This is a genomic window from Microbacterium hydrocarbonoxydans, from assembly GCF_900105205.1.
GTDB lineage: Bacteria > Actinomycetota > Actinomycetes > Actinomycetales > Microbacteriaceae > Microbacterium > Microbacterium hydrocarbonoxydans.
On record NZ_FNSQ01000005.1, the window covers coordinates 604,403 to 627,965 of the forward strand.

Consider the following 23,563-nt stretch of genomic DNA (forward strand, 5'->3'; position numbering starts at 1 on the left):
GCTGGGGTCTTCGCGTGAACGGGTCGCGGATAAGATTGACGTACCCGTGATCACGGGTCCTCCCGCAGCCGACCATTGGAGCCACCGTGGCCGAACAGTCCCGTCTCGATAAGGTCATCGCCCTTGCCCGCCACCGCGGGTTCGTCTTCCAGGCGGGTGAGATCTACGGCGGTTCGCGGTCCGCGTGGGACTACGGGCCCCTCGGTACGGAGCTCAAGGAGAACATCCGCCGTCAGTGGTGGCAGACGTTCGTGCGCGGTCGCGGTGACATGGTGGGTCTCGATTCCAGCATCATCCTGCCCAAGCGCGTCTGGGAGGCGTCGGGCCACGTCGCCACGTTCACCGACCCGCTGGTCGAGTGCCTGAGCTGCCACAAGCGCTTCCGCGCCGACAATCTCATCGAGGACTTCGAGGCGCGCAAGGGCCGCAAGGCAGAGAACGGGCTCGCCGACGTGCCGTGCCCCAACTGCGGCACGAAGGGCCAGTACACCGAGCCGAAGTCGTTCTCGGGTCTGGTGAAGACCTACCTGGGTGTCGTGGACGACGAATCCGGCCTGCACTTCCTGCGCCCCGAGACCGCTCAGGGCATCTTCGTGAACTTCTCCAACGTGCTGACCGCGAGCCGCAAGAAGCCGCCGTTCGGCATCGGCCAGGTCGGCAAGGCGTTCCGCAACGAGATCACGCCCGGCAACTTCATCTTCCGCACTCGCGAGTTCGAGCAGATGGAGATCGAGTTCTTCACACCGCCCGCCGAGGCGCAGCAGTGGTTCGAGCACTGGGTGGAGGCCTGCTGGAACTGGTTCATCGACCTCGGGATCGACCCCGAGAACATGCGTCAGTTCGACGTCCCGGAAGACGACCGCGCCCACTACTCGGCCGGCACGATCGATGTCGAGTACCGCTTCGGCTTCACGGGCAAGGAGTGGGGCGAGCTCATGGGCGTCGCCAACCGCACCGACTACGACCTGTCGAGCCACAGTGAGGCGTCGGGGCAGAGCCTGACCTACTTCGACCAGGCCACCGGCGACCGCTACACGCCATACGTGATCGAGCCCTCGTTCGGCCTGACGCGCGCCATGATGGCATTCCTCGTTGACGCCTACCGGGAAGAGGAGGTGCCGAACGCCAAGGGCGGCACCGACGTGCGCACGGTGCTCAAGCTGGATCCGCGCCTCGCGCCGATCAAGGCCGCGGTGCTTCCGCTGAGCCGCAACGAGCGCCTGTCACCGCTCGCGCGCGAGGTCGCCGACACCCTCCGCAGCTCGTGGGCCGTCGACTTCGATGACGCGGGCGCGATCGGTCGCCGGTATCGCCGACAGGACGAGATCGGCACGCCGTTCTGCGTGACGGTCGACTTCGACTCGCTCGACGATCGTGCGGTCACCGTGCGGGATCGCGACACCATGGCGCAGGAGCGCGTGTCGATCGACGAGCTCCACGCCTACCTCGCGGAGCGTCTGCAGGGCGCCTGAGGTGGACGATCCGAGCGAGAGGCCCGCTGCCCGAACGGGAAGCGGGCCTTTCTCGTCAGCCGGTGACGGTCAACTGAATCTGATCGGTGCCGCCGGCCTCCACCCAGGAGAGCGAGCGCTCGAGGATGCCACGCAGCACGTCGAGGTCGACCTGCTCGAGGTCCTTGATGTACAGGCAGCCGGCCCCGGCGGTGTGCGGGCCGAGCTTCTCGAGTGCGTCCGCGTGCGCATCCACGCCATCGAGGAGGTAGATGGTGGTCGCGGACTTCCTCGGTGCGAAGCCCAGCAGGCCGCTGTCGCCCTCGGTGCCGGTCGGATAGCGGTAGTGGCAGGTGCCGAAGCCGATGATCGTGCCCCAGGTCTGCGGAGGGCGGCCGGTGATCTCCTGCATCATCGCGGTCAGGGTCTCGGCATCCCGACGGCGGGCCGCCGGGGAGGAGCGGGCGATGAGGCCGGCGACGTCATCGCCGGTCGGCTTCATGCCTTCGCTTTCGCCGCGGCCTTCATGGCCTTCTTGTGCTCACGCACCTTCGTGAGCGATTCGGGCGAGACGATGTCGGCGACGCTGCGGTACGAGCCGTCAGTGCCGTAGTCACCCGCAGCCTCCCGCCATCCGGCGCCGGTGAAGCCGTACTGCTTGCCGAGCAGCGCGACGAAGATCTTCGCCTTCTGCTCTCCGAAGCCGGGGAGGTCCTTGAGCCGCTTGAGCACTTCGGCGCCGGTGGGGTCGCCTTCGGTCCAGATCGCCGAGGCATCGCCGCCCCACCGATCGACGATCTCCTGGCAGAGCGTCTGCACGCGGGCGGCCATCGAGCCGGGGAACCGGTGCACCGCGGGGGTCGTCTTGAAGGCCTCGAGGAATTCGTCAGGGTCCATCGCCGCGATCGTGGTGGCGTCGGACGCTCCCGTCCGCTGTTCGATCTTGAGGGGACCGGCGAAGGCGGTCTCCATCGGGACCTGCTGGTCGAGGAGCATACCCACAAGCAGGGCGAGCGGGTTCTCGGTCAGCAGGTCGTCTGCGGCGGTGTCTCCGGTGATGTGAAGGGCCATGACTCCAGTCTGGCATCCCGCGTGTTCGGATCAGATGCGCTGCAGTTTCGGGAGAGGACCTTCGAGACGCGCGATCGAGACGCGCACATCGGCGATGTCGGCCTTGAGTTCGGTCTTCAGGTCGGCCATCTCGGCTCTGACCTCGGCGATGTCGCCCTTGAGTTCGGTTCTGAGTTCGGCGATGTCGGCTTTGAGTTCGGTCTTCAGGTCGGCCATCTCGGCTCTGACCTCGGCGATGTCGCCCTTGAGTTCGGTTCTGAGTTCGGCGATGTCGGCTTTGAGTTCGGTCTTCAAGTCGGCCATCTCGGCTCTGACCTCGGCGATGTCGCCCTTGAGTTCGGTTCTGAGTTCGGCGATGTCGGCTTTGAGTTCGGTCTTCAGGTCGGCCATCTCGGCTCTGACCTCGGCGATGTCGCCCTTGAGTTCGGTTCTGAGATCGGTGAGCCCCGTCTCGACTTTGGTGAAGCGCTCATCGATCCTGTCGAAACGGATGTCCAGCCCACGGGTCTGCCGTGCGAGCATGCGCGAGACGCCGCCGAGCACGGTGGCCGTGAAAGCGAAGAGGGCGATGACGATGCCGATCACATCCGGGTCCACGAGCATCCTCCCAGTCTGCGCCGGTCACCGGACGCTGTCATGGGTTCGACGATATGAAGCAGGAACGATCGGCGGGCACCGCGACGGGGCGAATCCGAGCATGGGGGAGAGATGCCCCGGTGGGGCTCCTGTGCAGAAGGAGCGGGTACTCAGGCCGTCGCGACGTCGTCGACGTCATCCGCACCGACAGCAGGAGCCGGCTCGATGCCGTACAACGTCGTCAGGGCAGCGGCGAACTCGTCTGCGCGCCCGCCGGCGGCGAGCTCGTGCGCTCGGGTCGTCGGCGTGTGCAGCAGGACACCCGTGAGGTGGCGGAGCGCCTGCTCGACGCGACCGTCCTCATCGCCACGCGCGCGGGCGCGGCCGATCTCGGACTCGAGCAGCGAGAAGATGTGCGACCGCAGTGCCACGACCGACGGGGTAACGCTCTGCCGACTGCCGACGACGTGGAAGGTGTCGGCCGCTTCGCGCACGACGGTGCGCGCGGCATCCGTCGCCTGCAGCTCTTCGAGCGGGGCGTGCAGGCTGATGGTCTCGAGATCCAGCAGCGCGACACCCTCGAGTGCGGCGACGGCGGGGTCGACATTGCGGGGCATGCCGAGGTCGACGACCAGCTGGCTGTGCGAACCGACGGGGCATCCCTCGACGGCGATCCCGGTGGGTGCCTGCAGGTGCTCAGGCGTGAGCACCGGGGCGGCGGCCGTCGTGCAGGTGATGAGCAGGCTCGAGCGCGACGCGACGCGAGCGTAGTCGTCTGCGGCGACAGCGCGGATGCCGTGCTTCGCAGCGAACTTCTCGGCACGGCCGGAGGGCGAGTACACCGAGATGTTGACTGCGCCGCGCTCGCGCAGAGTGGCGAGCGTGACGGCTGCGTATGCGCCGGTGCCCACGAGCAGTACACGCTCGGTCGACCAGTCCGCGATGCGGCTGTCGGCGAGCTCGAGAGCGAGACGCACGAGCGAGCGCCCTGCGCGGCCGAGAGCCGTGACGTTCTTGACCTTGCGCTGCGCCTGGCTCGCGCGCTGGAAGAGGCGCTCGAGCTCCGGGGAGGTCGTCCCCTCCTTGCGCGCGGACTTCAGGGCGCGGCGCACCTGGCCCGCGATCTCGCCTTCTCCTGAGACCACGGATTCGAGTCCGGAGGCGACGGAGAAGAGGTGCTCGGCCACCCGACGACCGGAGTGGACGTCGTACGCGCCCTCGAGCTCGGAGGCGGAGATCCCGGTGGAGGCCTCGACGGCCTCGAGCACCGCTTCGACGCCGATCGCGCCGGCGGCGGTGACGGGCTCGTCCATCTCGACGTACGCCTCGAACCGGTTGCAGGTAGCAAGAACGACCGCACCCTGCACGCAGGACGCCATGTCCACCACGGTGGAGGCGACGTCATCGGGGGTGCGGCTCAGGCGTTCGAGCAATTCGAAGGAGGCGGTCTTGTGACTCGCCGTGACAACCAGCAGCACGCATCGATTCTACCTGAGGCTTCATGCAGGTCGGCCCAGGAGCGGATGGGAGGATGGATGCATGGCCCTCTCCGACGCTCCGCTGCTGCGTGCCCTCACCGGACCCCGCCCCGAGCACGCCCCCGTCTGGTTCATGCGTCAGGCGGGCAGGTCGCTGCCCGAGTACCGGGAGCTGCGGGTCGGGACGCGGATGCTGGACGCCTGCCTCACGCCCGAACTCGCGGCCGAGATCACCCTGCAGCCGGTCCGCCGGCACGGGGTGGATGCGGCCGTGTTCTTCAGCGACATCGTGATCCCGCTGCGTCTGGCCGGTGTCGACGTCGAGATCGAGCCCGGCCGCGGGCCGGTGTTCGCGAACCCGGTGCGCTCTGCGGCGGACGTCGACCGCATCACCGCCATCGATCCGCTGTCGCTCGACGGCACCGCGATCGCCGAGGCGGTCGGCATCGTCACCGCCGAGCTCGGCGACACCCCGCTCATCGGCTTCGCGGGGGCGCCTTTCACACTCGCCGCCTATCTCGTCGAGGGAGGCCCGTCGAAAGAGCATCTGCGGGCCCGCGCCCTGATGCACTCCGATCCCGAGTCCTGGAATCGCCTCGCCGGCTGGCTGGCGCAGATCTCGCGCCGCTTCCTCGAGATCCAGCGCGACGCCGGAGCATCCGTCGTCCAGCTGTTCGACTCGTGGGCCGGGTCGTTGAGCGTGGCCGACTACCGGGCCTTCGTCGCGCCGCACTCTCGGGTCGCGCTCGATGCGATCGGCGTCCCGAGCATCCACTTCGGCGTGGGCACCGGGCCGTTCCTCGCGGACATGCGCCTCGACGGCATCGCCGACGGCGTGGGCGTGGACTGGCGGATGCCGCTGGACGAGGCCGCAGCGATCCTCGGAGACGAGGTCTCGGTGCAGGGCAACATCGATCCGGCGCTGCTCTCCGCTCCGTGGCCGGTGCTCGAGGCGCACGTGCGCGATGTCGTCGAACGGGGCCGCGCAGCCAGGGGGCACATCGTCAACCTCGGACACGGGGTGCCGCCGGAGGCCGACCCCGACCAGCTCACTCGGATCGTCGAGCTGGTGCACTCGCTCTGACGGCACGGCGGCGCCACCGGGCAGCGCGGAGCGGGTCCGGCGATCGCTGCACGGACGCCAGGGGCCGTATCTAGCAGCAGTGCTATATTGCAACCATGGCAGATAGCGCGTCAGACATCTTCGCCGCGTTGGCCCATCCGACCAGGCGTCAGATCCTGCAGGACCTGAAAGAGGGAGAGCTCGCGGCGGGGGAGATCGCGTCGCGGTTCTCGTCGAGCGGTCCCACCATCTCGCGGCACCTCAGCGTGCTGCGTCAGGCCGGCCTCGTCAGCGAGCGACGCGATGCCAACCGCATCCTCTACTCACTCGTCGGCGAACGGCTCGCCCTCTCGGTCGGGGACTTCCTCTCGACCGTCTGTCCCGAACAGATCGTGTTGCGCGAAGTGCGCAAGCGTGGCACGGGTCGCGGAGCATCCGCTGCGGTCGACGCCTGACGCGTTTTCTCCCGCCCCGCAGTGCGCGAGCACGGACGCCGGGTGAAAGGATCGACGTATGACGTCAGCCCCCGCGAACAGTGATGGCTCCTCCGCCGACCGGACCTCTGGCTCTGCTCGGCCCGAACCCGCAGCGCTCGCGGCGAGGGCCGCAGAGCAGCACATCGTCGTGGTCGGCGGCGGCATCGGCGCGCTGATCGCGGCCAGAGAGTGCGTCAAGGTGGGGATGCGCGTCACGGTGCTCGAGCAGTCGGATGCGGTCGGCGGCGCGATCCGCCGTGCGGAGCTCGACGGCATCGTGATCGACGCCGGTGCGGAGAGCTATGCCACGAGGGGCGGCCGCGTGCGCGCCCTGCTCGCCGAGCTGGGACTCGAGGACCGAATCGTCGCCCCCGCGGCCGGGAGCGCCTGGCTCGCGGGGATCCCCGGGGTCGGCGCCGCCCCGCTGCCGGTCGGCGGCATCCTCGGCATCCCCGGCAATCCCTTCCAGGAGGACGTGCGGCGCATCATCGGCTGGTCGGGAGTGTGGCGCGCGTACCTCGACCGGATCCGTCCGCCGCTCACGATCGGCCACAATCGCAGCCTCGGCGCCCTGGTCTCCTCGCGCATGGGCGCGAAGGTGCGGGATCGCCTCGTCGCTCCGGTGACGACCGGCGTCTACTCGGCCTCACCAGAGGATGTCGACGTCGATGTCGCCGCACCGGGACTCAACGCCGCGCTCACGAGCGTCGGCTCGCTCTCCGGAGCAGTGCAGGCGCTTCGTCAGGAGGCGGTGGACCGCGCGGCTCGGGCGACCGGCGGTGGCGACGGCGGGACTCCGGCTCGAGCGCCGGGGGCCGCAGTCGAGGGCATCGCCGGCGGGATGACGGTTCTCGTCGACGCCCTGGTCGCCGACATCGAGAAGCTCGGCGGTGTCGTCCGCACCGGAGTACGCGTGACGAGCGTGGCGCGGGACGGCGATGGCTGGACCGTCCTCGTCGAACCCGGCGCGGATGCTCACTCGGCTGCCGATCCGGACGCTGACGCCGACGCGACGGAGTACACGGCGGACGGTGTCGTCATCGGGACGCCGGAACGCGCGGCGCGGGCGCTGCTCGAATCCGTCGTTCCGGCTCTCGCGGAGACGGAGCAGGCCGATGCTCCGGAGATCGAGATCGTCACCCTGCTGCTCGAACCTTCTGCGCTCACCGGAGCCCCCCGAGGCACCGGTGTGCTGACTGTGCCGGGCAGCCACACCGCCAAGGCGCTGACCCACTCCACCGCCAAGTGGGAGTGGCTGCGTGCCGCGGCCGGCGACCGACACCTCGTCCGCGTCTCGTTCGGTGCGCAGGGCGAGCCGGCCGCGACGGCAGCGCTCGACGACGACCAGGCTGCGCGGCTCGCGCTGCGCGAAGCATCCGCACTGCTGGGGGTGCCGCTCGCCGACCGCGACCTCATCGCCGCGCACCGAGCGCGCCACGTGCAGTCCCAGCCCGCCTCGATCATCGGCTCCGCCGGACGCCGCGATGCAGCGCGTGCCGCGATCAGGGCCGTTCCGGGCCTCGCGGCCGTCGGCGCATGGCTCGCGGGCACGGGTCTCGCGCAGGTCATCCCAGACGCGCGGGACGAGGCCGCCCGTCTCCGTCGGGAGCTCCTCTGGGAGTGACAACCCGAAGATCGGCCATCTGTCAACCCTCTGCGGCCGTAGATGCCGAATCGGGCATACGGGGCTACGCTGGACACCTGGCAGGCGGCGCCGAGCCGCCGGTTCGCCCCAGGCGTTCACACCCGGAACAACGTGAGGAGACCCCATGAAGGGGAAGATCGGACTCGTCGTAGGACTTGGCGTGGGATACGTTCTCGGAACGCGCGCAGGACGCGAGCGCTACGAGCAGATCAAGACGCAGTGGCTCAAGGTCTGGAACCTCGACCCGGTGCAGGAGCAGGTCGACAAGGTCAAGGGCTACGTCGGCGACAAGGCGGCCGCGGTCCCCGGTGCGATCTGGACCGGAGTGCAGAAGGTCGTCAAGTCGGCATCCGGCGGCGACAAGACCGCCGGTCAGCGATTGGACTCCGCCGTCGCCGCAGGCAAGAAGGCCGCGGACGACATCGTCGACGCGACCGAGGACGCTCTCGACGAGGCCAAAGATGCCGCGAAGTCGGACGCAGCGAAGAAGCCGTCAGCCAAGAAGCCCGCCGCTTCGAGCACGACCGCCGCGAAGTCTGGCAGCTGACATGCCCCGCGGATATCGTGACCGCGCGGAAGACAGCCTGCTGTCGCTCATCGGCGACCTCCCCGAGCTGATCAGCAGCCTCGTCAAGGCGGAGATCAACGCTGCGAAGACGTGGGTGTCGAGGACGGCGAAGGATGCCGGTATCGGGTCCGTCTGGTTCCTGGTCGCCCTCTTCTTCCTGTTCTGGGCCGTACCGGTGATCCTGGTCTTCGCGATCGCCGGGCTGTCGTCGTGGTGGCCCGTGTGGCTGTCCGCGCTTGCTGTCTTCGGCATCCTGATCCTCGCCGTGCTGCTGTTCGCGCTGCTCGGCATCCTGAAGTTCCGCAAGGTGCTCGCCCGCAAGAACCCCGCACAGGCGGTGGGCGAGGACATCCGACTCGTGAAGGAGGCCGGCGATGACGAACTCTGACATCACGAGGTCGCTGCCCAAGACGGCGGTGCCCGCCGGCATCGTGGACCCCGTCGAGTCCGCTCGGGCGGAACTCAAGGCCGCTCTCGCGGCGATCGAGGTGAAGGGCAACTTCCCTCGACGCATCGACAAGGCATCCAAGCGCGCTGCCGCTCAGGCCCGGGTGTTCGCCGACCGCAACCCTGCGGCCGCCATCGCCGGCGCTGTCGGCATCGCCGTCGTCGTGGGCGGAGCCGTCTGGGCGATCGCCCGCGCGCTCTCCCGCTGACCGCGCGCTCTCCCGCTGACCGCGTTCTCCCGCTGACCGAAGGCCGACCTCTCGCAACCCCACTCCGTTCGCGAGCTCTCCACAAAGGGGGCAGACTGGATCCATGTCCGAAGTGCGCGAAGAGAACCCGTCCGGCTTCACCCTCTGGGCCGTCTGGCGACGAAACCCCGATGTCCCCGTCACCGAGTCCGACTCCACGGAACTCGAGACGATCGTCTCGTACATCGAGGACTCCGGAGTCACGGTCCGCGGCTTCTACGACGTCTCGGGCCTGAAGGCCGACGCGGATCTGCTCGTCTGGTTGCACGGCGACACCGCCGAGGAGCTGCAGAAGGCGCTGCGGCGCCTCCGCCGCACCGAGTTGCTGCGCTCGCTTCTGCCGGTGTGGAACGTCATGGGCGTGCACCGTGACGCGGAGTTCAACCGCGCGCACGTGCCGGGATTCCTCCGCGGCGTCGAGCCGAAGGACTGGCTGTGCCTGTACCCATTCGTGCGCACTCCGGAGTGGTACCTCGCTCCGGAGGAGGAGCGCCGCAAGATGCTCGCCGACCACGGGCGCAAGGGCGCGGCGTTCACCGGCGTCATCGCCAACACGGTCGCCGCATTCGCACTCGGCGACTATGAGTGGATCCTGCCGCTCGAGGCCGACGAGGTTACCGAGCTCGTCGACCTGATGCGCGACCTCCGCTATACCGATGCGCGTCTCTACGTGAAGGAGGAGGTCCCGTTCTACACGGGACGCCGCCTCCGGTTCGACGAGATCGCGGACGTGCTGCAGTAGGTCGACCATGAGCACTCCGATCAACCGGTCCACCCCGATCCGACTGGGCACCCGCCGCAGCGCGCTGGCGCAGGCCCAGTCCGGTCACGTCGCCGCGGCGCTCGAGAAGGTCTCGGGGCGTGCGGTCGAGCTGGTCCCGATCACCAGCGAGGGCGATACGAATCGCGCCTCGCTGTCGGAGATCGGCGGTCAGGGGATCTTCGCCACGCGCCTCCGCGAGGCGCTGCTGGCCGGCGAATGCGACTTCCTCGTGCATTCCCTCAAGGACCTGCCGACCGCGATCCCCGACGGGCTCGTGATCGCCGCGACTCCGGTTCGCGAGGACGCCCGCGATGTCGTCATCACGCGGGGAGGCACGCCCCTGCACCAGCTGCGAACGGGCAGCACGGTGGGAACCGGCTCTCCTCGCCGCATCGCGCAGGTCAGGCGCCGTGCCCCGCACGCCGAGGTGGTCGACATCCGCGGCAACGTCGATTCTCGGCTGCAGCGGGTCGCCACGGGGGAGCTGGATGCCGTCATCCTCGCTGCCGCCGGTCTGTCGCGCCTCGGCACGGATTCGCCCCTGCGCCGTGAGGAGCTCGGGCTCGCAGAGTGGCCGACCGCACCAGGGCAAGGGTCGCTGGCCGTGGAGACGCCGACGGATGCTCCGGAGGAGCTGCTCCGCGCACTCGCAGCCCTCGACGACCCGGACACTCGCCTCGCCATCACCGTGGAGCGCGGTGTGCTCGAGGGACTGGATGCCGGATGTCAGGCGCCGATGGCCGCGCACGCGCAGGTGGAGGGTGACGAGATCCGCGTCAGGGCGGTCGTCTACGCACCGGACGGCGACCGCCGGATCGGCCTCGACGTCACCGAACCCCTGAACAGGGAGTATATTCGTCGGAACGGCAGCGGCAACGGAGCGGATGCTGCCGATGGTGCATACCCGATGCGCGCAGCACGCGAGCTCGGGTTGGTTGTCGCCCATCGGCTGCTCGAGCAAGGGGCGGCCGACCTCGTCTCCCGAGAGCATTCCTCATCATGACCAATTCGAAGCAGGACAGACCGCTGGACGGCTGGCGCATCCTCGTACCCCGCGGAGGCCCGTGGGGCGACGGTGTCGCCGCCAGCCTCCGTTCGCGCGGTGCGGTGCCCGTCGTCGCGCCGCTGATCAACTTCGCAGCGACCACCGACCAGGCGGCCCTCGACCAGGCGCTGGCACGCCTCGCGGCCGGCGAGTACGACTGGCTGACCGTCACGAGTGCGACCACCGTGGACGTGATGTTCGCCCACCGCGCCGTCGTGCCGCGCCGCACGAAGATCGCCGCCGTCGGCGAGACGACAGCCGCCGCGCTGCAGGCCGTGGGCTACGAGGTCGCGATGGTCCCGGACGAGGACAACTCGGCCGGCGGCATGGCCGAGCAGCTCATCGCCCTCGAGACGGAACCCCGGCGCATCCTCGCCCTGCGCAGCGAGATCGCGAAGCCCGTGCTCAGCGTCCTGCTGCAGGAGGCGGGGCACGACGTCGACAGCGTGGTGGCGTACCGCACGGTCGGCGTCCCGGTCACCGAGCGCATCAAACGCGATGTCGAGAACGGCCGCATCAACGCGATCCTGATCACCAGCGGCTCGGTCGCCGAGCAGGTGCGTGAGCAGTTCCCGCGGATCCCGGATGAGACGCTGCTCGCAGCCATCGGACCCCGCACGGCGAAGGATGCCGACAGGGCCGGACTGCCGATCACGGTCGTCGCCGACCGTCAGACGGTCGACGCGCTGATCGATGCGGTCTCGAGCTTCACCCTTCCGCACGCGGCGGATGAGCTGGCGCCATGAGCTTCCCCGAGGTGAGACTGCGTCGACTGCGCCAGTCTCCGGCGGTTCGAGGCCTGGTGCGAGAGACGTCGCTGGAGCCGCGGCAGCTGGTGCTCCCGATGTTCGTGCGCGAGGGCCTGACTGAGTCGCTGCCCATCGGGTCGATGCCGGGGGTCGCGCAGCACTCGCTGGATTCGCTGCGTGCGGCAGCGACCGAGGCGGCCGAGGCCGGAGTCGGCGGCGTCATGCTGTTCGGCGTCCCTGCGGTCCGTGACGCCCGGGGCTCGGGTGCGGATGACCCCGAAGGCATCCTCAACGTCGCCACCGAGGCTCTTGCCGCCGAGGTGGGCGATGCCCTCGTGGTGCAGACCGACCTCTGCCTCGACGAGTTCACCGACCACGGTCACTGCGGAGTGCTCGCGGCGGACGGCTCGGTCGACAACGACGCCACCCTGGAGCGCTACGCCTCGATGGCGCTCGCCCAGGCGCGCGCGGGATCGCAGCTGCTCGGCCTCTCGGGGATGATGGACGGCCAGGTCGCCGTGATCCGCCGGGCGCTCGATGCCGAAGGCTTCACCGACACGCTGCTCCTCGCGTATGCGGCCAAGTACGCGAGCGCGTTCTACGGCCCGTTCCGCGAGGCCGTCGACTCCCAGCTCACGGGCGATCGCCGCACGTACCAGCTCGACCCCGGCAACCGCCGCGAGGGCGTACGCGAGGCGGTCGTCGACGAGGAGGAGGGCGCGGACATCGTCATGGTCAAGCCGGCGATGGCCTTCCTCGACGTGCTGCGCGAGGTCAGGGATACCGTCAGCATTCCGGTGTGGGCCTACCAGGTGTCCGGCGAGTACGCGATGATCGAGGCCGCCGCTGCCAACGGCTGGATCGATCGCCGTGCCTCGGTCCTCGAATCGCTGCTGTCGATCCGGCGCGCGGGCGCGGACGTCGTCCTCACCTACTGGGCGACCGAAGCCGCACGCTGGCTGCGCGGCTGACCTCGTCTCGGTCGAGTGCCCGGAGAGCACCCGGCATCTGAGTCCTGTGCTCAGGTGTGCGGGATAGCCTGGAGGGGATGCCGGGAGAGCTCCGCGCATCGTTGAGGAGTGTGCTGTGACCGACCGCAATGACGACCTGTTCTCCGCTGCCCGCGAGGTGATCCCCGGCGGTGTGAACTCGCCGGTGCGCGCATACGGCTCGGTCGGCGGGACGCCGCGTTTCCTCGCGTCCGCGTCGGGTGCGACGGTGACGGACGCGGCCGGGAACGAGTACGTCGACCTCGTCGCGTCCTGGGGTCCTGCGCTGCTCGGTCATGCGCAGCCTGAGGTCGTCGCCGCGGTGCAGGAGGCCGCGACCAGAGGCCTGTCGTTCGGTGCCCCCACCGAGGGAGAGGTCGAGCTCGCGGCCCTGATCGCCGACCGCGTGCGCGTCGGCGAGGCGCGGCCCGTGGAGCGCGTGCGCCTGGTGTCGACCGGGACCGAGGCCACGATGACGGCGATCCGCCTCGCGCGCGGCGCGACAGGCCGCGATCTGCTGGTGAAGTTCTCGGGCCACTACCACGGGCACTCCGACGGGCTGCTCGCCGCGGCGGGTTCGGGTGTCGCAACGCTGGCGCTTCCGGGCTCGGCCGGCGTTCCTGCCCCCATCGCCGCTCAGACGCTGGTGATCGATTACAACGACCCCGATGCTCTCGCTGCCGTGTTCGCGGAGCACGGTGAGCGCATCGCCGCCGTCATCGTCGAGGCCGCGGCGGCCAACATGGGCGTCGTCCCGCCCCTGCCCGGCTTCAATCGTCTGCTCGCCGACACCGTCCACGCTCATGGCGCACTGCTCATCCTCGACGAGGTGCTCACGGGCTTCCGCGTGCATCCGGCCGGCTTCTGGGGTCTCCAGGCCGAGGCGGGCGAGGAGTACCTGCCTGACATCATCACCTTCGGCAAGGTCGTCGGAGGTGGGATGCCGCTGGCTGCGCTCGGCGGCCGGGCCGACGTCATGGATCTGCTCGCGCCGTTGGGACCCGTCTACCAGGCGGGGACGCTGTCGGGCAATCCGCTCTCGGTCGCCGCAGGTCTTGCGACCCTGCGGCTCGCGACGCCGGAGGTCTACGCCACGGTCGACGCGGCCGCGGCCCGTGTTTCCCGCGCCCTCGACGAGGCTCTCACCGATGCCGGTGTGACTCACGCGGTCGCGCACGCGGGGAACCTGTTCAGCGCGTCGTTCCGCGCGACGGCGCCGCGGACGTACGCCGAGGCCCAGGATCAGGAGTCGTTCCGGTATGCCGCGTTCTTCCACGCGATGCGGGAGCAGGGCGTCGCCCTGCCGCCGAGCGTCTTCGAGGCCTGGTTCCTCACCGCCGCGCATGGCGAGGAGGAGCTGCAGCGCATCGAAGCCGCTCTGCCCATTGCAGCGCGCGCTGCGGCTTCTGCCACGCCCGGTGCTGCCGCTTCTGCGGGGGCGTCTGCCGCGCCTTCTGCTGAGGATGTGGCTCAGTAGGCCGAAGCACCGACCAGGTTCGCAGAACTTGGCTGCTTCAGACGAACATGACCCGTCGCTTGGCGTCGTCTCGATAGGTCCGACCGAGGGGACTCGTCCAGTCGATCGCGCCGTCTGGGAGCTGGATGGCCGTCCACCGGTGTGCGTCTGCGATATCGGGATGCTTCAGCGCGTGATGTCCGGCGCACAGGTGAGCCAGATTGTGGATCGCGGTCCGGCCGCTTTTGGCGTGGTCGAAGGTGTGGTCGATCTGACACCGGTGCACCGGCATCCGACATCCGGGGAATCGGCAGTGCTGGTCTCGGGCGCGGAGGTGTCTGCGCATCGCCTCGGTCGGCGAATAGCTGTCGGTCTCGACGACGAGGCCCGTGGGATCGAGGAACAGCCGTGACCACCCGGGCATGCGCCCGGCGAGGTCTCTGGCGACGTCTGGATGCAGTGGCCCGTGCCCGTCGAGTTCGGCCGGACGGTCGTCGCACCCGCTGAGAGTCGTCGCTGCGACGGTGACGTGGATCCGACCGCGGATGTTGTCGAGTCCTGAGCCGTTCTCCGCACTCGGTTCCGCCGCCAGGAGCAGATCCATCAGCAGATCGGCCCTGACCTGATCGATCGTGCGAGTGTCGGCCGGGACCTGCTCGACAGTGGGGCCCGCGGCGGGACCTGTCGTGGGATCAGTGGTGGGATCGGTCGTGAACGTCCCGTCTCCGAAGATCGCATGGTCGTCGCGGGAGGCCGAGTCGTGAGCGATGTCGTCGGGATAGAGGGGGCTGTCGCCGTCATCCATCGGCTCGAGCACCGGTTCACGGTCTGCGCGCGCCGCGATGACGGCACGCGCGAGCTGGGTGAGCCGATCGATGACCGCTGCGGCGAGGTAGTCGGGAAGCACGGCCGTCAGAACGGCGAGCCCATCACCGACGGGACGCACGCTGACGGTGCGTTCGGAGGCCGCTCGCGCGTGGCGCGCCGTGGTCGTGGAACCCGCGAGCACCGCGGCCGCACCTGTGAGAAGCGCCTTCGTGCGGGCCGGGGTCTCCTTCTCGGCGACCGTCACGGCGACGACGTCGTAGCGCTGCAGCGCGTCGGCATCCGCTCTGCCGTTGTTGACAGCCTCGTGGACGACCCCTGCCGCCCGCACGATCTCGCGCACGTGGGCCGCCGAGACGATCCCGGCGCGGAACGCCTGTTGCACATGCGGGTGCCCTTTCTCGAGGAACGCAGCGTCGGTGAACGCGTACTCGATGCTCCCCTGGGCTATCCGGCCAGCCGCGGAGTACTCGGCGATCATCGATCGATAGATGGAGTCTCGATGGTGCGAGTGCTCGTCGCCGTCGGCTCTGCCGAGGCGCATGCGGCGTGCGAGAAGGCTCGACGCCTCCGCCTCGAGACAGGCGATCTGCCGACGGGTCTCGACCCATGAATCGAGCAGCTCGATGCGTTCATCGAGGTCGTCATGGGTGGTGGAAGGCATGCTCCGAGTTTAGTATATTTGTTCGAATGTCGAGCGGAACATCAGTATGGAAGAGGAGCGGAACAGTGGGACCCGACAACGGATCGTTGCCTTCCTGTGAGCAAGACACAGACAACTCGGAGAGCGCCGCTGGCAGACTGGACGCATGGTGACGTTGCTGCTGGACCAGACGCAACTCGAGATCGTGCTCTCGCCGATCGAGCGCGCAGCGAGCTTCCACCGCGACAACCTGCGTCTCGCCAGGGACACCATCACCAAGGTCCAGCTGATCGACGACGCATGGACCTGGCTCCGTGGAGTGCCGAACCCCGGGACGCACATTCCGGGCGTGCTCGCCGCCGGAACCTGGAAGGCCGCGGGAAGCGTCGACTTCGTGCTGATCCGCAGGCGTCGGCCCAGCGTGGTCATCGATCTCGCCGGCGACGACCAGTACCGCCGTCTGATCCTCACCACGCGCCACGGACTCGCACTGACCCAGGCCCTCCGCCTCGACGTCTCGGATGAGCCCGCCGACGTCGAGGAGATCGTCGCCACGGCGCCCACCCCCGCGTCGAAGGGGAGCCGCCGCCCGGTGATCCGACCGCGCCCGGCGTGACGCCCGCCACCGCGGGCTCCTGACGAAGAACGCCCTCCGCCGCCGTATGGCGCGGAGGGCGTTCTCATCGAGAGTCCGACGAGCGGTCAGGAGTGGTGGTGCTCGCCCTCGTGGTGCTCGTGGTGCTCGCCCTCGTGGTGCTCGTGGTGCTCACTCTCGTGGTGCTCGTGGTGCTCGCCCTCACCGTGCTCGATGGCCGGGGCATCGGCGGAGTCGACCGCAGCGCCGGGAACCTGGTCGATCACTCCGGTGCTCGCGACGGACCAGTGCGCGGCGTCCGCATCGCCATCCTCGGCGGCGGTGTTCTCGCCGAGCGGGTAGTCGCGCGGCTCGTCCTCGTAGTAGGCCCGTGCGGCGGCCGCGAGCATCGAGCTGACGGCAGCAGAACGAGGGTCGTCCGGATCGCCTTCGCTCGTGGTCTCCGCGTCGCCGGCGTCGACGTCCGACTCTGGGGATGACTCGTCGGCGTCCTGCAGCTCGGCGAAGAACTCGACCCCGGACGCATCCTCGGTCGAAGCATCCTCGGGGGCTGCCTCCTCGGTCGGCGTCTCGTCGACGGCCGCCGCCTCGTCGGCCGCTGCCGCTGCGGGTGCGCCGAAGAGGATGTCGTCGAACGACGGGGTCGGTGCGGGGGCCGAGGTGGGAGCGGGATCCGAGGCCTCGCCGGCCTCGATCTGACCGTCCTCGACGTGCGTGTCCGCCGCCTCGGAGACGACGTCCGCCGCGTCCTCGGCGTCGTTCGCGTCCGAGGCGTCTGCCGCATATCCGAGCTCGGCCGCGGCGTACTCGACGTCTGCTGCGGCGTCGGCAGCGTCGGCGTCGGCATCCGCCTGCACCTCGGCGGCGTCCGAGACGGCCTCGGCGTCGGCATCCGAGGCGGCCTCCGCGTCCGCATCCGAGGCGGCCTCCGCGTCCGCATCCGAGACGGCCTCCGCGTCCGCATCCGAGGCGGCCTCCGCGTCCGCATCCGAGACGGCCTCCTCGTCGCCCGCTTCGGCATCCGAGGCGGCCTCCGCTTCGGCGACACTCGCACCGACACCCGCCGACACGGGCGCGGCCAGGGCCTCGGGAGCCACGGTCGGCGCCGCCGAGGTCAGGGCGCCGGGGGAGAACCGCCCGCCGCGCATGAGGTCGATGAAGACGTCTTCCAGCGTGGGTCCACGCTGCACCAGGGTACTGAGCGCAATGCCCGCAGATGCCGCGATCGCGCCGACCGTGCCGGCATCGCTTCCGCGCACGGTGAGTCCGGAGCGCAGCACCTCGACCTCGAGCCCTGCGGCCGACAGCGCGGCAGTGAGCGCTGCGCGATCGGCGGCGTCGACGACGACCGCCCCGGTCGACGGATCGGCGAGCTTCTCGATGTCGCTGGAGAGAACCAGATGGCCCTTGGACAGCACGAGCACATGATCGGCGACCTGCTCGATCTCGCTCAGCACATGCGAGGAGACGAGGACGGTGCGTCCTTCGTCCGCGAGTCGGCGCATCAGCAGACGCATCCACCGGATGCCCTCGGGATCGAGGCCGTTCGCCGGCTCGTCGAACACGAGCGCGCCGGGGTCGCCGAGCAGGGCGTGCGCGACGCTCAGCCGCTGCCGCATGCCGAGAGAGAAGCTGCCGATGCGGCCCTCGCTCTCGTGCTCGAGGCCGACAAGGGAGAGCACCTCGTCGACGCGGGACAGAGGGATGCCGTTGGCTTTGGCTGCGATCGTCAGCTGACGCGCGGCCGAGCGCCGCGGGCGGTAGACCGTCTCCTCGAGCACCGAGCCGATCGTGCGCAGCGGATGGCGCAGCTCAGGGAAAGCGATGCCGCCGATGGTCGCGGTGCCGCTGGTGGCACGCACCTGGCCGAGCAGGATGCGCAGCGTGGTCGTCTTGCCGGCGCCGTTCGGGCCGAGGAAAGCGGTCACGACACCGGGTTCGACGCGCGCGGAGAAGTCGGACACCGCCGTCACGTCGTTGAAGCGCTTCGTGACGCGCGTGAATTCGAGCACCTGTCCGTCGGGCATCTGCGACCTCTCGTTGCAGTGGGCAGTTCTGTCTATCCTGCCGGAAAAGCCGCCGGATCGTGCATTTACCGTACAAACGCACTCGGATGCAAGGGTCAGTCGACGGGGTAGCCTGGCACGCGTGACCGAACTCAACGCCGCCCCACGGGTCCTCATCCGCACCGAAGGCGCTCTCGGTCGACTCACTCTCAACCGTCCGGAGGCGATCAACGCTCTCGATGTCGGGATGGTCCGGTCGATCGCGGAGGCGCTGGAATCATGGCGCGACGACACCGATGTGCAGATCGTGCTCATCGACGGCGAAGGGGAGCGCGGCATGTGCGCCGGCGGTGACGTCCGAGGCCTGCACGCCCAGATCGTGGCGGGACGCGCGGACGAGACGGCGGAGTTCTTCCGCGCCGAGTACGCGCTGAACGCGATGATCGCGGAGTATCCGAAGCCGCTCGTCACGATCGCCGACGGCATCACCATGGGTGGAGGCGTCGGCCTCTCCGGGCACGCCGCCATCCGCATCGTCACCGAGCGCTCGAAGCTCGCGATGCCCGAGACGCGCATCGGCTTCACCCCTGACGTCGGAGGCACCTGGCTGCTCGGCCGCGCTCCGGGCCGGTTCGGGGAGTACTTCGGCCTGACCGGGTCGACGATGAACGCAGCCGATGCCGTGTTCCTCGGCTTCGCGGATCACATCGTCCCCTCCGAGCGACTCGACGCACTGCGGGAGGCGCTCGCCTACCGCGCCGATCCCACCGGTCCGTCGGAGATCGTGCTGCTGTTCGACGAGACGCCCGAGCCGTCGGCGCTTCCCGCGTCCCGGGAGTGGATCGACGAGGCCTTCTCGGCCGACTCGGTCGCCGAGATCGTGGCGCGCCTCCGGGCGCATGGGGCGGCGGACGCCGACGCGACCGCCGATCTGCTCGAAGGCCTGGCGCCGACGGCGCTCGCGGTGACGCTGGATGCCGTGCGCGAGGCGCGGGCTCTGCCCGGCCTCCGTGCCGCCCTCGAGGGCGAGTACCGGCGGGTGATGTGGTTCGTGACGCAGCATCCCGACCTCGTCGAGGGGATCAGGGCGCAGCTGATCGACAAGGACCGCAATCCGCGGTGGGACCCTGCGACGATCGACGACCTCCCCGCCGATGCCGGCGCCGGGGCCAGGGAGTACGTGCCGGAGCATCCGCTCTTCTGACGCGCATCCGCTCGTCGCGTCACGCCGCCGGGCCTCGTCGCGAGTTCTTTGCCACGGTACACAAACCGCTGGCCCGCGCCCGAAAAGGTTCGCTGTGAGCGAAGGTCCACCCGCAGGGGGATACGAATGTCGTCGGTTCATGGCACTCTTGCATGTGCGCGATCGTCGGCCTGCGTCCGCCCGCCGAGAGACCTGCCACTTCATCCTTCCTAGAAAGTCCGCCTGTGCTGGGAAAAATCCTCGTCCGCTATCTCGCCCGCTATAAGTGGTTGCTCGTGGCCGTGCTGGTGTTCCAGTTCGCCAGCGCGATCGCGACCCTCTACTTGCCGCGCCTGAACGAAGACATCATCAACAAGGGCGTCGCACAGTCCGACACCGACTACATCTGGCGCACCGGCCTGCTCATGCTCGCCGTGTCCCTCGGCCAGATCATCGCCTCGGTCATCGCCACCTACTTCGCCGCGCGTGCCTCCATGGGGGCCGGCCGTGACATCCGCGCCGACGTGTTCGGCAAGGTGAGCGGCTTCTCCGAGCGCGAGGTCTCGCAGTTCGGCGCCGGCTCGCTGATCACGCGCAACACCAACGACGTGCAGCAGGTGCAGATGCTCGCGATGATGGGCGCCACGATGCTCGTCACCGCCCCGCTGCTCGCGATCGGCGGCATCATCTTCGCCGTCCAGACCAATATCGGCCTGAGCTGGCTGATCGCCGTCTCGGTGCCGCTGCTGCTGATCGTCGCCGGGCTCGTCGTGAGCCGCATGGTGCCGCTGTTCCGCAGCTACCAGGGCAAGCTCGACACCGTCAACAGGGTCATGCGCGAGCAGCTCACCGGAGTGCGCGTCGTTCGCGCCTTCGTGCGCGAGCGCATCGAAGAAGAGCGCTTCCGCGGCGCCAACACCGACATCATGGTGGTCGGCCGCAAGGTCGGCTCGCTCTTCGTGCTCCTCTTCCCGCTGTTCATGCTGATCCTCAACGTCACGATCGTGGCCGTGGTCTGGTTCGGTGGCATCGAGGTCAACAGCGGCACGGTCCAGGTCGGCACGATCTTCGCCTTCATGCAGTACATCGGTCAGATCATGGGCGGTGTCATCATGGCGAGCTTCATGGCGATCATGATCCCGCGTGCCGCGGTCTCCGCTGAGCGCATCGGCGAGGTCCTCGACGCGGAGTCCAGCATGGAGCGCCCGGAGAACGGCGTGACCGACTTCCCGACCCCGGGCTCCGTCGCCTTCGATGGCGTCGAGTTCACCTACCCCGGCGCCGATTCACCGGTGCTCACGGGCATCAGCTTCGCCGCCGAGCCGGGCGAGACGGTCGCGATCGTCGGGTCGACCGGTGCAGGCAAGACGACGCTCGTCTCGCTGATCCCGCGGCTCTTCGACGCCTCGGGCGGTGCGGTCTTCGTCGGCGGCACAGACGTCCGCGCGGCGGACGTCGAAGCCCTGTGGGCGACGATCGGTCTCGTGCCCCAGCGCCCCTTCCTGTTCACCGGCACCGTTGCGTCGAACCTGAGGTACGGCCGCGAGGACGCGACGGACGAAGAGCTCTGGCACGCGCTCGAGATCGCGCAGGGCCGAGACTTCGTCGAGGAGATGCCCGAGGGCCTGGAGTCCCGCATCACCCAGGGCGGCACCAACGTCTCGGGCGGTCAGCGCCAGCGTCTCGCCATCGCACGCGCGATCGTGCGGCAGCCGCAGATCCTCGTGTTCGACGACTCGTTCTCAGCGCTCGACCTCACCACGGATGCCCGCCTGAGGCAGGCGCTGTGGCGGGAGTTGCCGCACGTGACCAAGATCGTCGTCGCGCAGCGCGTCTCGTCCATCACGGATGCTGATCGCATCGTCGTCCTCGAAGGAGGCACCATGGTCGGTGTCGGCACGCACGAGGAGCTCCTCGAGACGAGCACGACCTATCGAGAGATCGTCGAATCGCAGCTGGGGGTGGACGCATGAGCGAGCAGGACACGCGCAAAGCACGCCGCGAGCGGGCAGCAGGACAGAACGCCGCCGGCACCACGACCGTCGAGCCCGAGATGACCGACGAGGAGAAGTACGAGGCAGAGCTCGCCGAGAAGGCTCGGCAGAACGGCGGCGGCTGGGACAGCGTCGCACCGGGCAAGGCCGACAACTTCGGCAAGAGCTTCAGCCGCATGATCGGACTGCTCAAGCCGTCGGCTGTGTGGTTCATCCTCGTGTCGATCGCCGGAGCCGTCGGCGTCGTGCTCACCGTCGCGGCACCGAAGGTGCTCGGCGAGGCCACGAACCTCATCTACAAGGGCTTCATCTCGGTGCAGCTCGGACAGCCGAACGGGGACTTCCCCGGGTTCCCCGACGGCACGTCGAAGGACGACGTGGTGTCGGCCCTCCGCCAGGGCGGCCAGGACGACTTCGCCAACCAGGTCTCGGCTCTCGGGAACTTCCGGGTCGGCGACGGCGTCGACTTCGAGGCGCTGCGGTGGGTCATCATCGCGGTGCTGGCCATCTACGTCACAGCCGCGTTCCTGAGCTGGATCCAGGGCTACGTCATCAACGTCATCATGGTTCGCACCATGTGGCGGCTGCGCGAGCAGGTCGAGGCGAAGATCAACCGACTGCCGCTGTCGTACTTCGACAAGGTGCAGCGCGGTGACCTCATCTCCCGCGTCACCAACGACATCGACAACATCACGCAGACGATGCAGCAGTCGCTGTCGGGCGCCATCACGGCCGTCCTGACGGTCGTCGGCGTGCTCGTGCTGATGTTCTCGATCTCCTGGCAGCTGGCCCTCGTCGCGCTCGTGGCTCTTCCGCTCATGGGTGTGATCTTCGGCGTCATCGGCCCGCGGTCGCAGAAGGCCTTCGGCACGCAGTGGCGCAAGGTCGGTCGTCTGAACGCCCGCGTCGAGGAGGCCTTCTCCGGTCACGCACTGGTCAAGGTCTTCGGCCGCGAGCAGGACGCCCTCGACAAGTTCAAGGACGAGAACGAAGAGCTGTTCCAGGCGAGCTTCAAGGCGCAGTTCCTCTCCGGGATCATCATGCCGGCGATGACCTTCGTCGGAAGCCTCACCTACGTCGGCATCGCCGTGCTCGGCGGTCTGATGGTGGCCAGCGGGCAGCTGCGGCTCGGTGACGTCCAGGCGTTCATCCAGTACTCGCAGCAGTTCACTCAGCCTCTGTCGGAGCTCGGCGGAATGGCCGCGGTCGTGCAGTCCGGCACGGCGTCGGCCGAGCGGGTCTTCGAGCTCCTCGACACCGAGGAGCAGGAGGCAGACGCCCCCGACGCTCCGAAGCTGGTCGACGGCCAGGGCGTCGTCGAGTTCGAGAACGTCGCGTTCTCCTACAACCCCGAGCGTCCGCTCATCACCGACCTGTCCTTCCGCGTGGAGCCGGGCCAGACCGTCGCCATCGTGGGACCGACGGGTGCGGGCAAGACGACCCTCGTCAACCTCATCATGCGGTTCTACGAGCTGAACGGCGGGCGCATCCTGCTCGACGGTCAGGACATCTCGCAGATCACCCGCGACGAGCTCCGCTCCCGCACGGGCATGGTGCTGCAGGATCCCTGGCTGTTCGCCGGCAGCATCCGCGAGAACATCCGATACGGCCGCTCCACAGCGACCGATGAGGAGATCCTCGAAGCCGCGAAGGCGACCTACGTCGATCGCTTCGTGCACGCGCTCCCCGAGGGATACGACACGGTGCTCGACGAGGACGCGTCGAACGTCTCGGCAGGCGAGCGTCAGCTGATCACGATCGCGCGCGCGTTCGTCGCCCAGCCATCGATCCTGATCCTCGACGAGGCGACCTCGGCCGTGGATACCCGCACGGAGGTCCTGCTGCAGCACGCCATGGCAGCGCTGCGTCAGGGGCGCACCTCCTTCGTCATCGCGCACCGTCTGTCGACGATCCGCGATGCCGACCTCATCCTCGTGATGGAGCACGGCGACATCGTCGAGAAGGGCACGCACGACGAGCTCATCGCCGCACAGGGCGCCTACTGGCGGCTGTACCAGTCGCAGTTCGAGCAGGCGGCGACCGACCTCGACGCGGAAGACGCGCTCACGGGATCCACGCCTGTGGTCGTCAGCGGCGACGCGGACGACGAGGCAGCGGCAGCGCAGGTCGGCGCATCCGTGGGGCCGCAGGTCCCGACGGCCGAGGCCGCCGCCGCGCAGTCGGTCGTCGAACGACCGGATGCCGGCGGCCCGCAGGCCTGATCGGCGTCGCCGCTGAAACCGTCACAGGAATCGCCGCGGCGACGCAACGGAAGTCGGACGCCCCATCCCG

Annotated in this window: 22 protein-coding genes; 16 read left to right on the forward strand and 6 right to left on the reverse strand. The window is 69.1% G+C overall.

Annotated elements, in window-relative coordinates; translation table 11 throughout:
• Window positions 1-86 precede the first annotated feature (86 nt).
• Window positions 87-1,472 (forward strand): glycine--tRNA ligase, encoded by a 1,386-nt coding sequence (locus BLW44_RS03200; protein WP_060928310.1) that lies wholly within the window; start codon window positions 87-89, stop codon window positions 1,470-1,472.
• A gap of 55 nt (window positions 1,473-1,527) precedes the next feature.
• Here BLW44_RS03200 and BLW44_RS03205 read toward each other — a convergent pair whose 3' ends face one another.
• From BLW44_RS03205 to BLW44_RS03220, 4 genes are all read right to left on the reverse strand, one after another.
• Window positions 1,528-1,953, reverse strand: coding sequence for a DUF1801 domain-containing protein (locus tag BLW44_RS03205; protein WP_060928309.1), 426 nt, complete (start codon window positions 1,951-1,953; stop codon window positions 1,528-1,530).
• Window positions 1,950-2,522 (reverse strand): HhH-GPD-type base excision DNA repair protein, encoded by a 573-nt coding sequence (locus tag BLW44_RS03210; protein WP_060928308.1) that lies wholly within the window; start codon window positions 2,520-2,522, stop codon window positions 1,950-1,952. Before BLW44_RS03210 ends, BLW44_RS03205 begins: the two co-directional genes overlap by 4 nt.
• A gap of 30 nt (window positions 2,523-2,552) precedes the next feature.
• Window positions 2,553-3,065, reverse strand: a complete 513-nt coding sequence (locus BLW44_RS03215; RefSeq protein ID WP_217632037.1) for a coiled-coil domain-containing protein — start codon at window positions 3,063-3,065, stop codon at window positions 2,553-2,555.
• A 203-nt stretch (window positions 3,066-3,268) separates the two neighbouring features.
• Window positions 3,269-4,576 (reverse strand): glutamyl-tRNA reductase, encoded by a 1,308-nt coding sequence (locus BLW44_RS03220; protein WP_060926342.1) that lies wholly within the window; start codon window positions 4,574-4,576, stop codon window positions 3,269-3,271.
• A 61-nt stretch (window positions 4,577-4,637) separates the two neighbouring features.
• Here BLW44_RS03220 and hemE point away from each other — a divergent pair, with 61 nt between their 5' ends.
• The 11 genes from hemE (at window position 4,638) to hemL (ending at window position 14,046) form a co-directional block, all read left to right on the forward strand.
• The gene (hemE, locus tag BLW44_RS03225; RefSeq protein ID WP_060926341.1) at window positions 4,638-5,660 is read left to right on the forward strand and encodes a uroporphyrinogen decarboxylase; all 1,023 of its coding nucleotides are present in this window, start codon (window positions 4,638-4,640) and stop codon (window positions 5,658-5,660) included.
• 95 nt (window positions 5,661-5,755) lie between these two features.
• Window positions 5,756-6,094 carry a metalloregulator ArsR/SmtB family transcription factor gene (locus tag BLW44_RS03230; protein ID WP_060926340.1) on the forward strand — a complete coding sequence of 113 codons (339 nt, stop codon included), beginning with the start codon at window positions 5,756-5,758 and terminating at the stop codon, window positions 6,092-6,094.
• 58 nt (window positions 6,095-6,152) lie between these two features.
• The gene (gene hemG / locus BLW44_RS03235) at window positions 6,153-7,739 is read left to right on the forward strand and encodes a protoporphyrinogen oxidase (RefSeq protein ID WP_082724490.1); all 1,587 of its coding nucleotides are present in this window, start codon (window positions 6,153-6,155) and stop codon (window positions 7,737-7,739) included.
• 145 nt (window positions 7,740-7,884) lie between these two features.
• Window positions 7,885-8,307 (forward strand): hypothetical protein, encoded by a 423-nt coding sequence (locus BLW44_RS03240; protein ID WP_060926339.1) that lies wholly within the window; start codon window positions 7,885-7,887, stop codon window positions 8,305-8,307.
• 1 nt (window position 8,308) lies between these two features.
• Complete coding sequence (locus tag BLW44_RS03245; RefSeq protein WP_060926338.1) at window positions 8,309-8,716, forward strand: phage holin family protein; 408 nt, start codon at window positions 8,309-8,311, stop codon at window positions 8,714-8,716.
• A complete protein-coding gene (locus tag BLW44_RS03250; RefSeq protein ID WP_082724489.1) occupies window positions 8,703-8,984 on the forward strand; it encodes a hypothetical protein in 282 nt (93 codons plus the stop codon). The genes BLW44_RS03245 and BLW44_RS03250 overlap by 14 nt, the downstream gene beginning before the upstream one ends.
• Window positions 8,985-9,087: 103 nt before the next feature.
• Window positions 9,088-9,765, forward strand: coding sequence for a hydrogen peroxide-dependent heme synthase (hemQ, locus tag BLW44_RS03255; RefSeq protein ID WP_060926337.1), 678 nt, complete (start codon window positions 9,088-9,090; stop codon window positions 9,763-9,765).
• 7 nt (window positions 9,766-9,772) lie between these two features.
• Window positions 9,773-10,789 (forward strand): hydroxymethylbilane synthase, encoded by a 1,017-nt coding sequence (hemC, locus tag BLW44_RS03260; RefSeq protein WP_060926336.1) that lies wholly within the window; start codon window positions 9,773-9,775, stop codon window positions 10,787-10,789.
• Window positions 10,786-11,577, forward strand: coding sequence for a uroporphyrinogen-III synthase (locus BLW44_RS03265; RefSeq protein WP_060926335.1), 792 nt, complete (start codon window positions 10,786-10,788; stop codon window positions 11,575-11,577). Before hemC ends, BLW44_RS03265 begins: the two co-directional genes overlap by 4 nt.
• Window positions 11,574-12,551, forward strand: a complete 978-nt coding sequence (hemB, locus tag BLW44_RS03270) for a porphobilinogen synthase (protein WP_060926334.1) — start codon at window positions 11,574-11,576, stop codon at window positions 12,549-12,551. Before BLW44_RS03265 ends, hemB begins: the two co-directional genes overlap by 4 nt.
• Window positions 12,552-12,666: 115 nt before the next feature.
• Window positions 12,667-14,046, forward strand: coding sequence for a glutamate-1-semialdehyde 2,1-aminomutase (gene hemL, locus BLW44_RS03275; RefSeq protein WP_060926333.1), 1,380 nt, complete (start codon window positions 12,667-12,669; stop codon window positions 14,044-14,046).
• A gap of 37 nt (window positions 14,047-14,083) precedes the next feature.
• On the opposite strand, the gene BLW44_RS03280 is transcribed toward hemL, so the two are convergent.
• Window positions 14,084-15,514, reverse strand: coding sequence for an HNH endonuclease signature motif containing protein (locus BLW44_RS03280; RefSeq protein WP_060926332.1), 1,431 nt, complete (start codon window positions 15,512-15,514; stop codon window positions 14,084-14,086).
• Between the two features lie 145 nt (window positions 15,515-15,659).
• Between BLW44_RS03280 and BLW44_RS03285 the strand changes: the two genes are divergently transcribed.
• The gene (locus BLW44_RS03285) at window positions 15,660-16,109 is read left to right on the forward strand and encodes a hypothetical protein (RefSeq protein WP_060926331.1); all 450 of its coding nucleotides are present in this window, start codon (window positions 15,660-15,662) and stop codon (window positions 16,107-16,109) included.
• Window positions 16,110-16,195: 86 nt separating this feature from the next.
• Here the strand turns inward: BLW44_RS03285 and BLW44_RS18165 are convergent, their stop codons facing one another.
• Complete coding sequence (locus tag BLW44_RS18165) at window positions 16,196-18,115, reverse strand: ATP-binding cassette domain-containing protein (RefSeq protein WP_074731574.1); 1,920 nt, start codon at window positions 18,113-18,115, stop codon at window positions 16,196-16,198.
• Window positions 18,116-18,236: 121 nt separating this feature from the next.
• Here BLW44_RS18165 and BLW44_RS03295 point away from each other — a divergent pair, with 121 nt between their 5' ends.
• The 3 genes from BLW44_RS03295 (at window position 18,237) to BLW44_RS03305 (ending at window position 23,493) form a co-directional block, all read left to right on the forward strand.
• The gene (locus tag BLW44_RS03295) at window positions 18,237-19,298 is read left to right on the forward strand and encodes an enoyl-CoA hydratase/isomerase family protein (RefSeq protein ID WP_060926330.1); all 1,062 of its coding nucleotides are present in this window, start codon (window positions 18,237-18,239) and stop codon (window positions 19,296-19,298) included.
• Between the two features lie 224 nt (window positions 19,299-19,522).
• Window positions 19,523-21,250, forward strand: coding sequence for an ABC transporter ATP-binding protein (locus tag BLW44_RS03300; protein ID WP_060926329.1), 1,728 nt, complete (start codon window positions 19,523-19,525; stop codon window positions 21,248-21,250).
• Window positions 21,247-23,493 carry an ABC transporter ATP-binding protein gene (locus tag BLW44_RS03305; protein ID WP_060926328.1) on the forward strand — a complete coding sequence of 749 codons (2,247 nt, stop codon included), beginning with the start codon at window positions 21,247-21,249 and terminating at the stop codon, window positions 23,491-23,493. Before BLW44_RS03300 ends, BLW44_RS03305 begins: the two co-directional genes overlap by 4 nt.
• The last annotated feature ends 70 nt before the right edge of the window (window positions 23,494-23,563 follow it).

Excerpts from the sequence above, each read along its gene's own strand:
- BLW44_RS03250 (WP_082724489.1), top strand. The coding sequence starts at position 8,703 with ATGACGAACTCTGACATCACGAGGTCGCTGCCCAAGACGGCGGTGCCC.
- BLW44_RS03240 (WP_060926339.1), top strand. The coding sequence starts at position 7,885 with ATGAAGGGGAAGATCGGACTCGTCGTAGGACTTGGCGTGGGATACGTT.
- BLW44_RS03265 (WP_060926335.1), top strand. The coding sequence starts at position 10,786 with ATGACCAATTCGAAGCAGGACAGACCGCTGGACGGCTGGCGCATCCTC.
- BLW44_RS03285 (WP_060926331.1), top strand. The coding sequence starts at position 15,660 with ATGGTGACGTTGCTGCTGGACCAGACGCAACTCGAGATCGTGCTCTCG.
- hemC (WP_060926336.1), top strand. The coding sequence starts at position 9,773 with ATGAGCACTCCGATCAACCGGTCCACCCCGATCCGACTGGGCACCCGC.
- BLW44_RS03280 (WP_060926332.1), bottom strand. The coding sequence starts at position 15,514 with ATGCCTTCCACCACCCATGACGACCTCGATGAACGCATCGAGCTGCTC.
- BLW44_RS03245 (WP_060926338.1), top strand. The coding sequence starts at position 8,309 with ATGCCCCGCGGATATCGTGACCGCGCGGAAGACAGCCTGCTGTCGCTC.
- BLW44_RS03305 (WP_060926328.1), top strand. The coding sequence starts at position 21,247 with ATGAGCGAGCAGGACACGCGCAAAGCACGCCGCGAGCGGGCAGCAGGA.
- BLW44_RS18165 (WP_074731574.1), bottom strand. The coding sequence starts at position 18,115 with ATGCCCGACGGACAGGTGCTCGAATTCACGCGCGTCACGAAGCGCTTC.
- hemG (WP_082724490.1), top strand. The coding sequence starts at position 6,153 with ATGACGTCAGCCCCCGCGAACAGTGATGGCTCCTCCGCCGACCGGACC.
- hemB (WP_060926334.1), top strand. The coding sequence starts at position 11,574 with ATGAGCTTCCCCGAGGTGAGACTGCGTCGACTGCGCCAGTCTCCGGCG.
- BLW44_RS03205 (WP_060928309.1), bottom strand. The coding sequence starts at position 1,953 with ATGAAGCCGACCGGCGATGACGTCGCCGGCCTCATCGCCCGCTCCTCC.
- hemQ (WP_060926337.1), top strand. The coding sequence starts at position 9,088 with ATGTCCGAAGTGCGCGAAGAGAACCCGTCCGGCTTCACCCTCTGGGCC.
- BLW44_RS03210 (WP_060928308.1), bottom strand. The coding sequence starts at position 2,522 with ATGGCCCTTCACATCACCGGAGACACCGCCGCAGACGACCTGCTGACC.
- BLW44_RS03230 (WP_060926340.1), top strand. The coding sequence starts at position 5,756 with ATGGCAGATAGCGCGTCAGACATCTTCGCCGCGTTGGCCCATCCGACC.
- hemE (WP_060926341.1), top strand. The coding sequence starts at position 4,638 with ATGGCCCTCTCCGACGCTCCGCTGCTGCGTGCCCTCACCGGACCCCGC.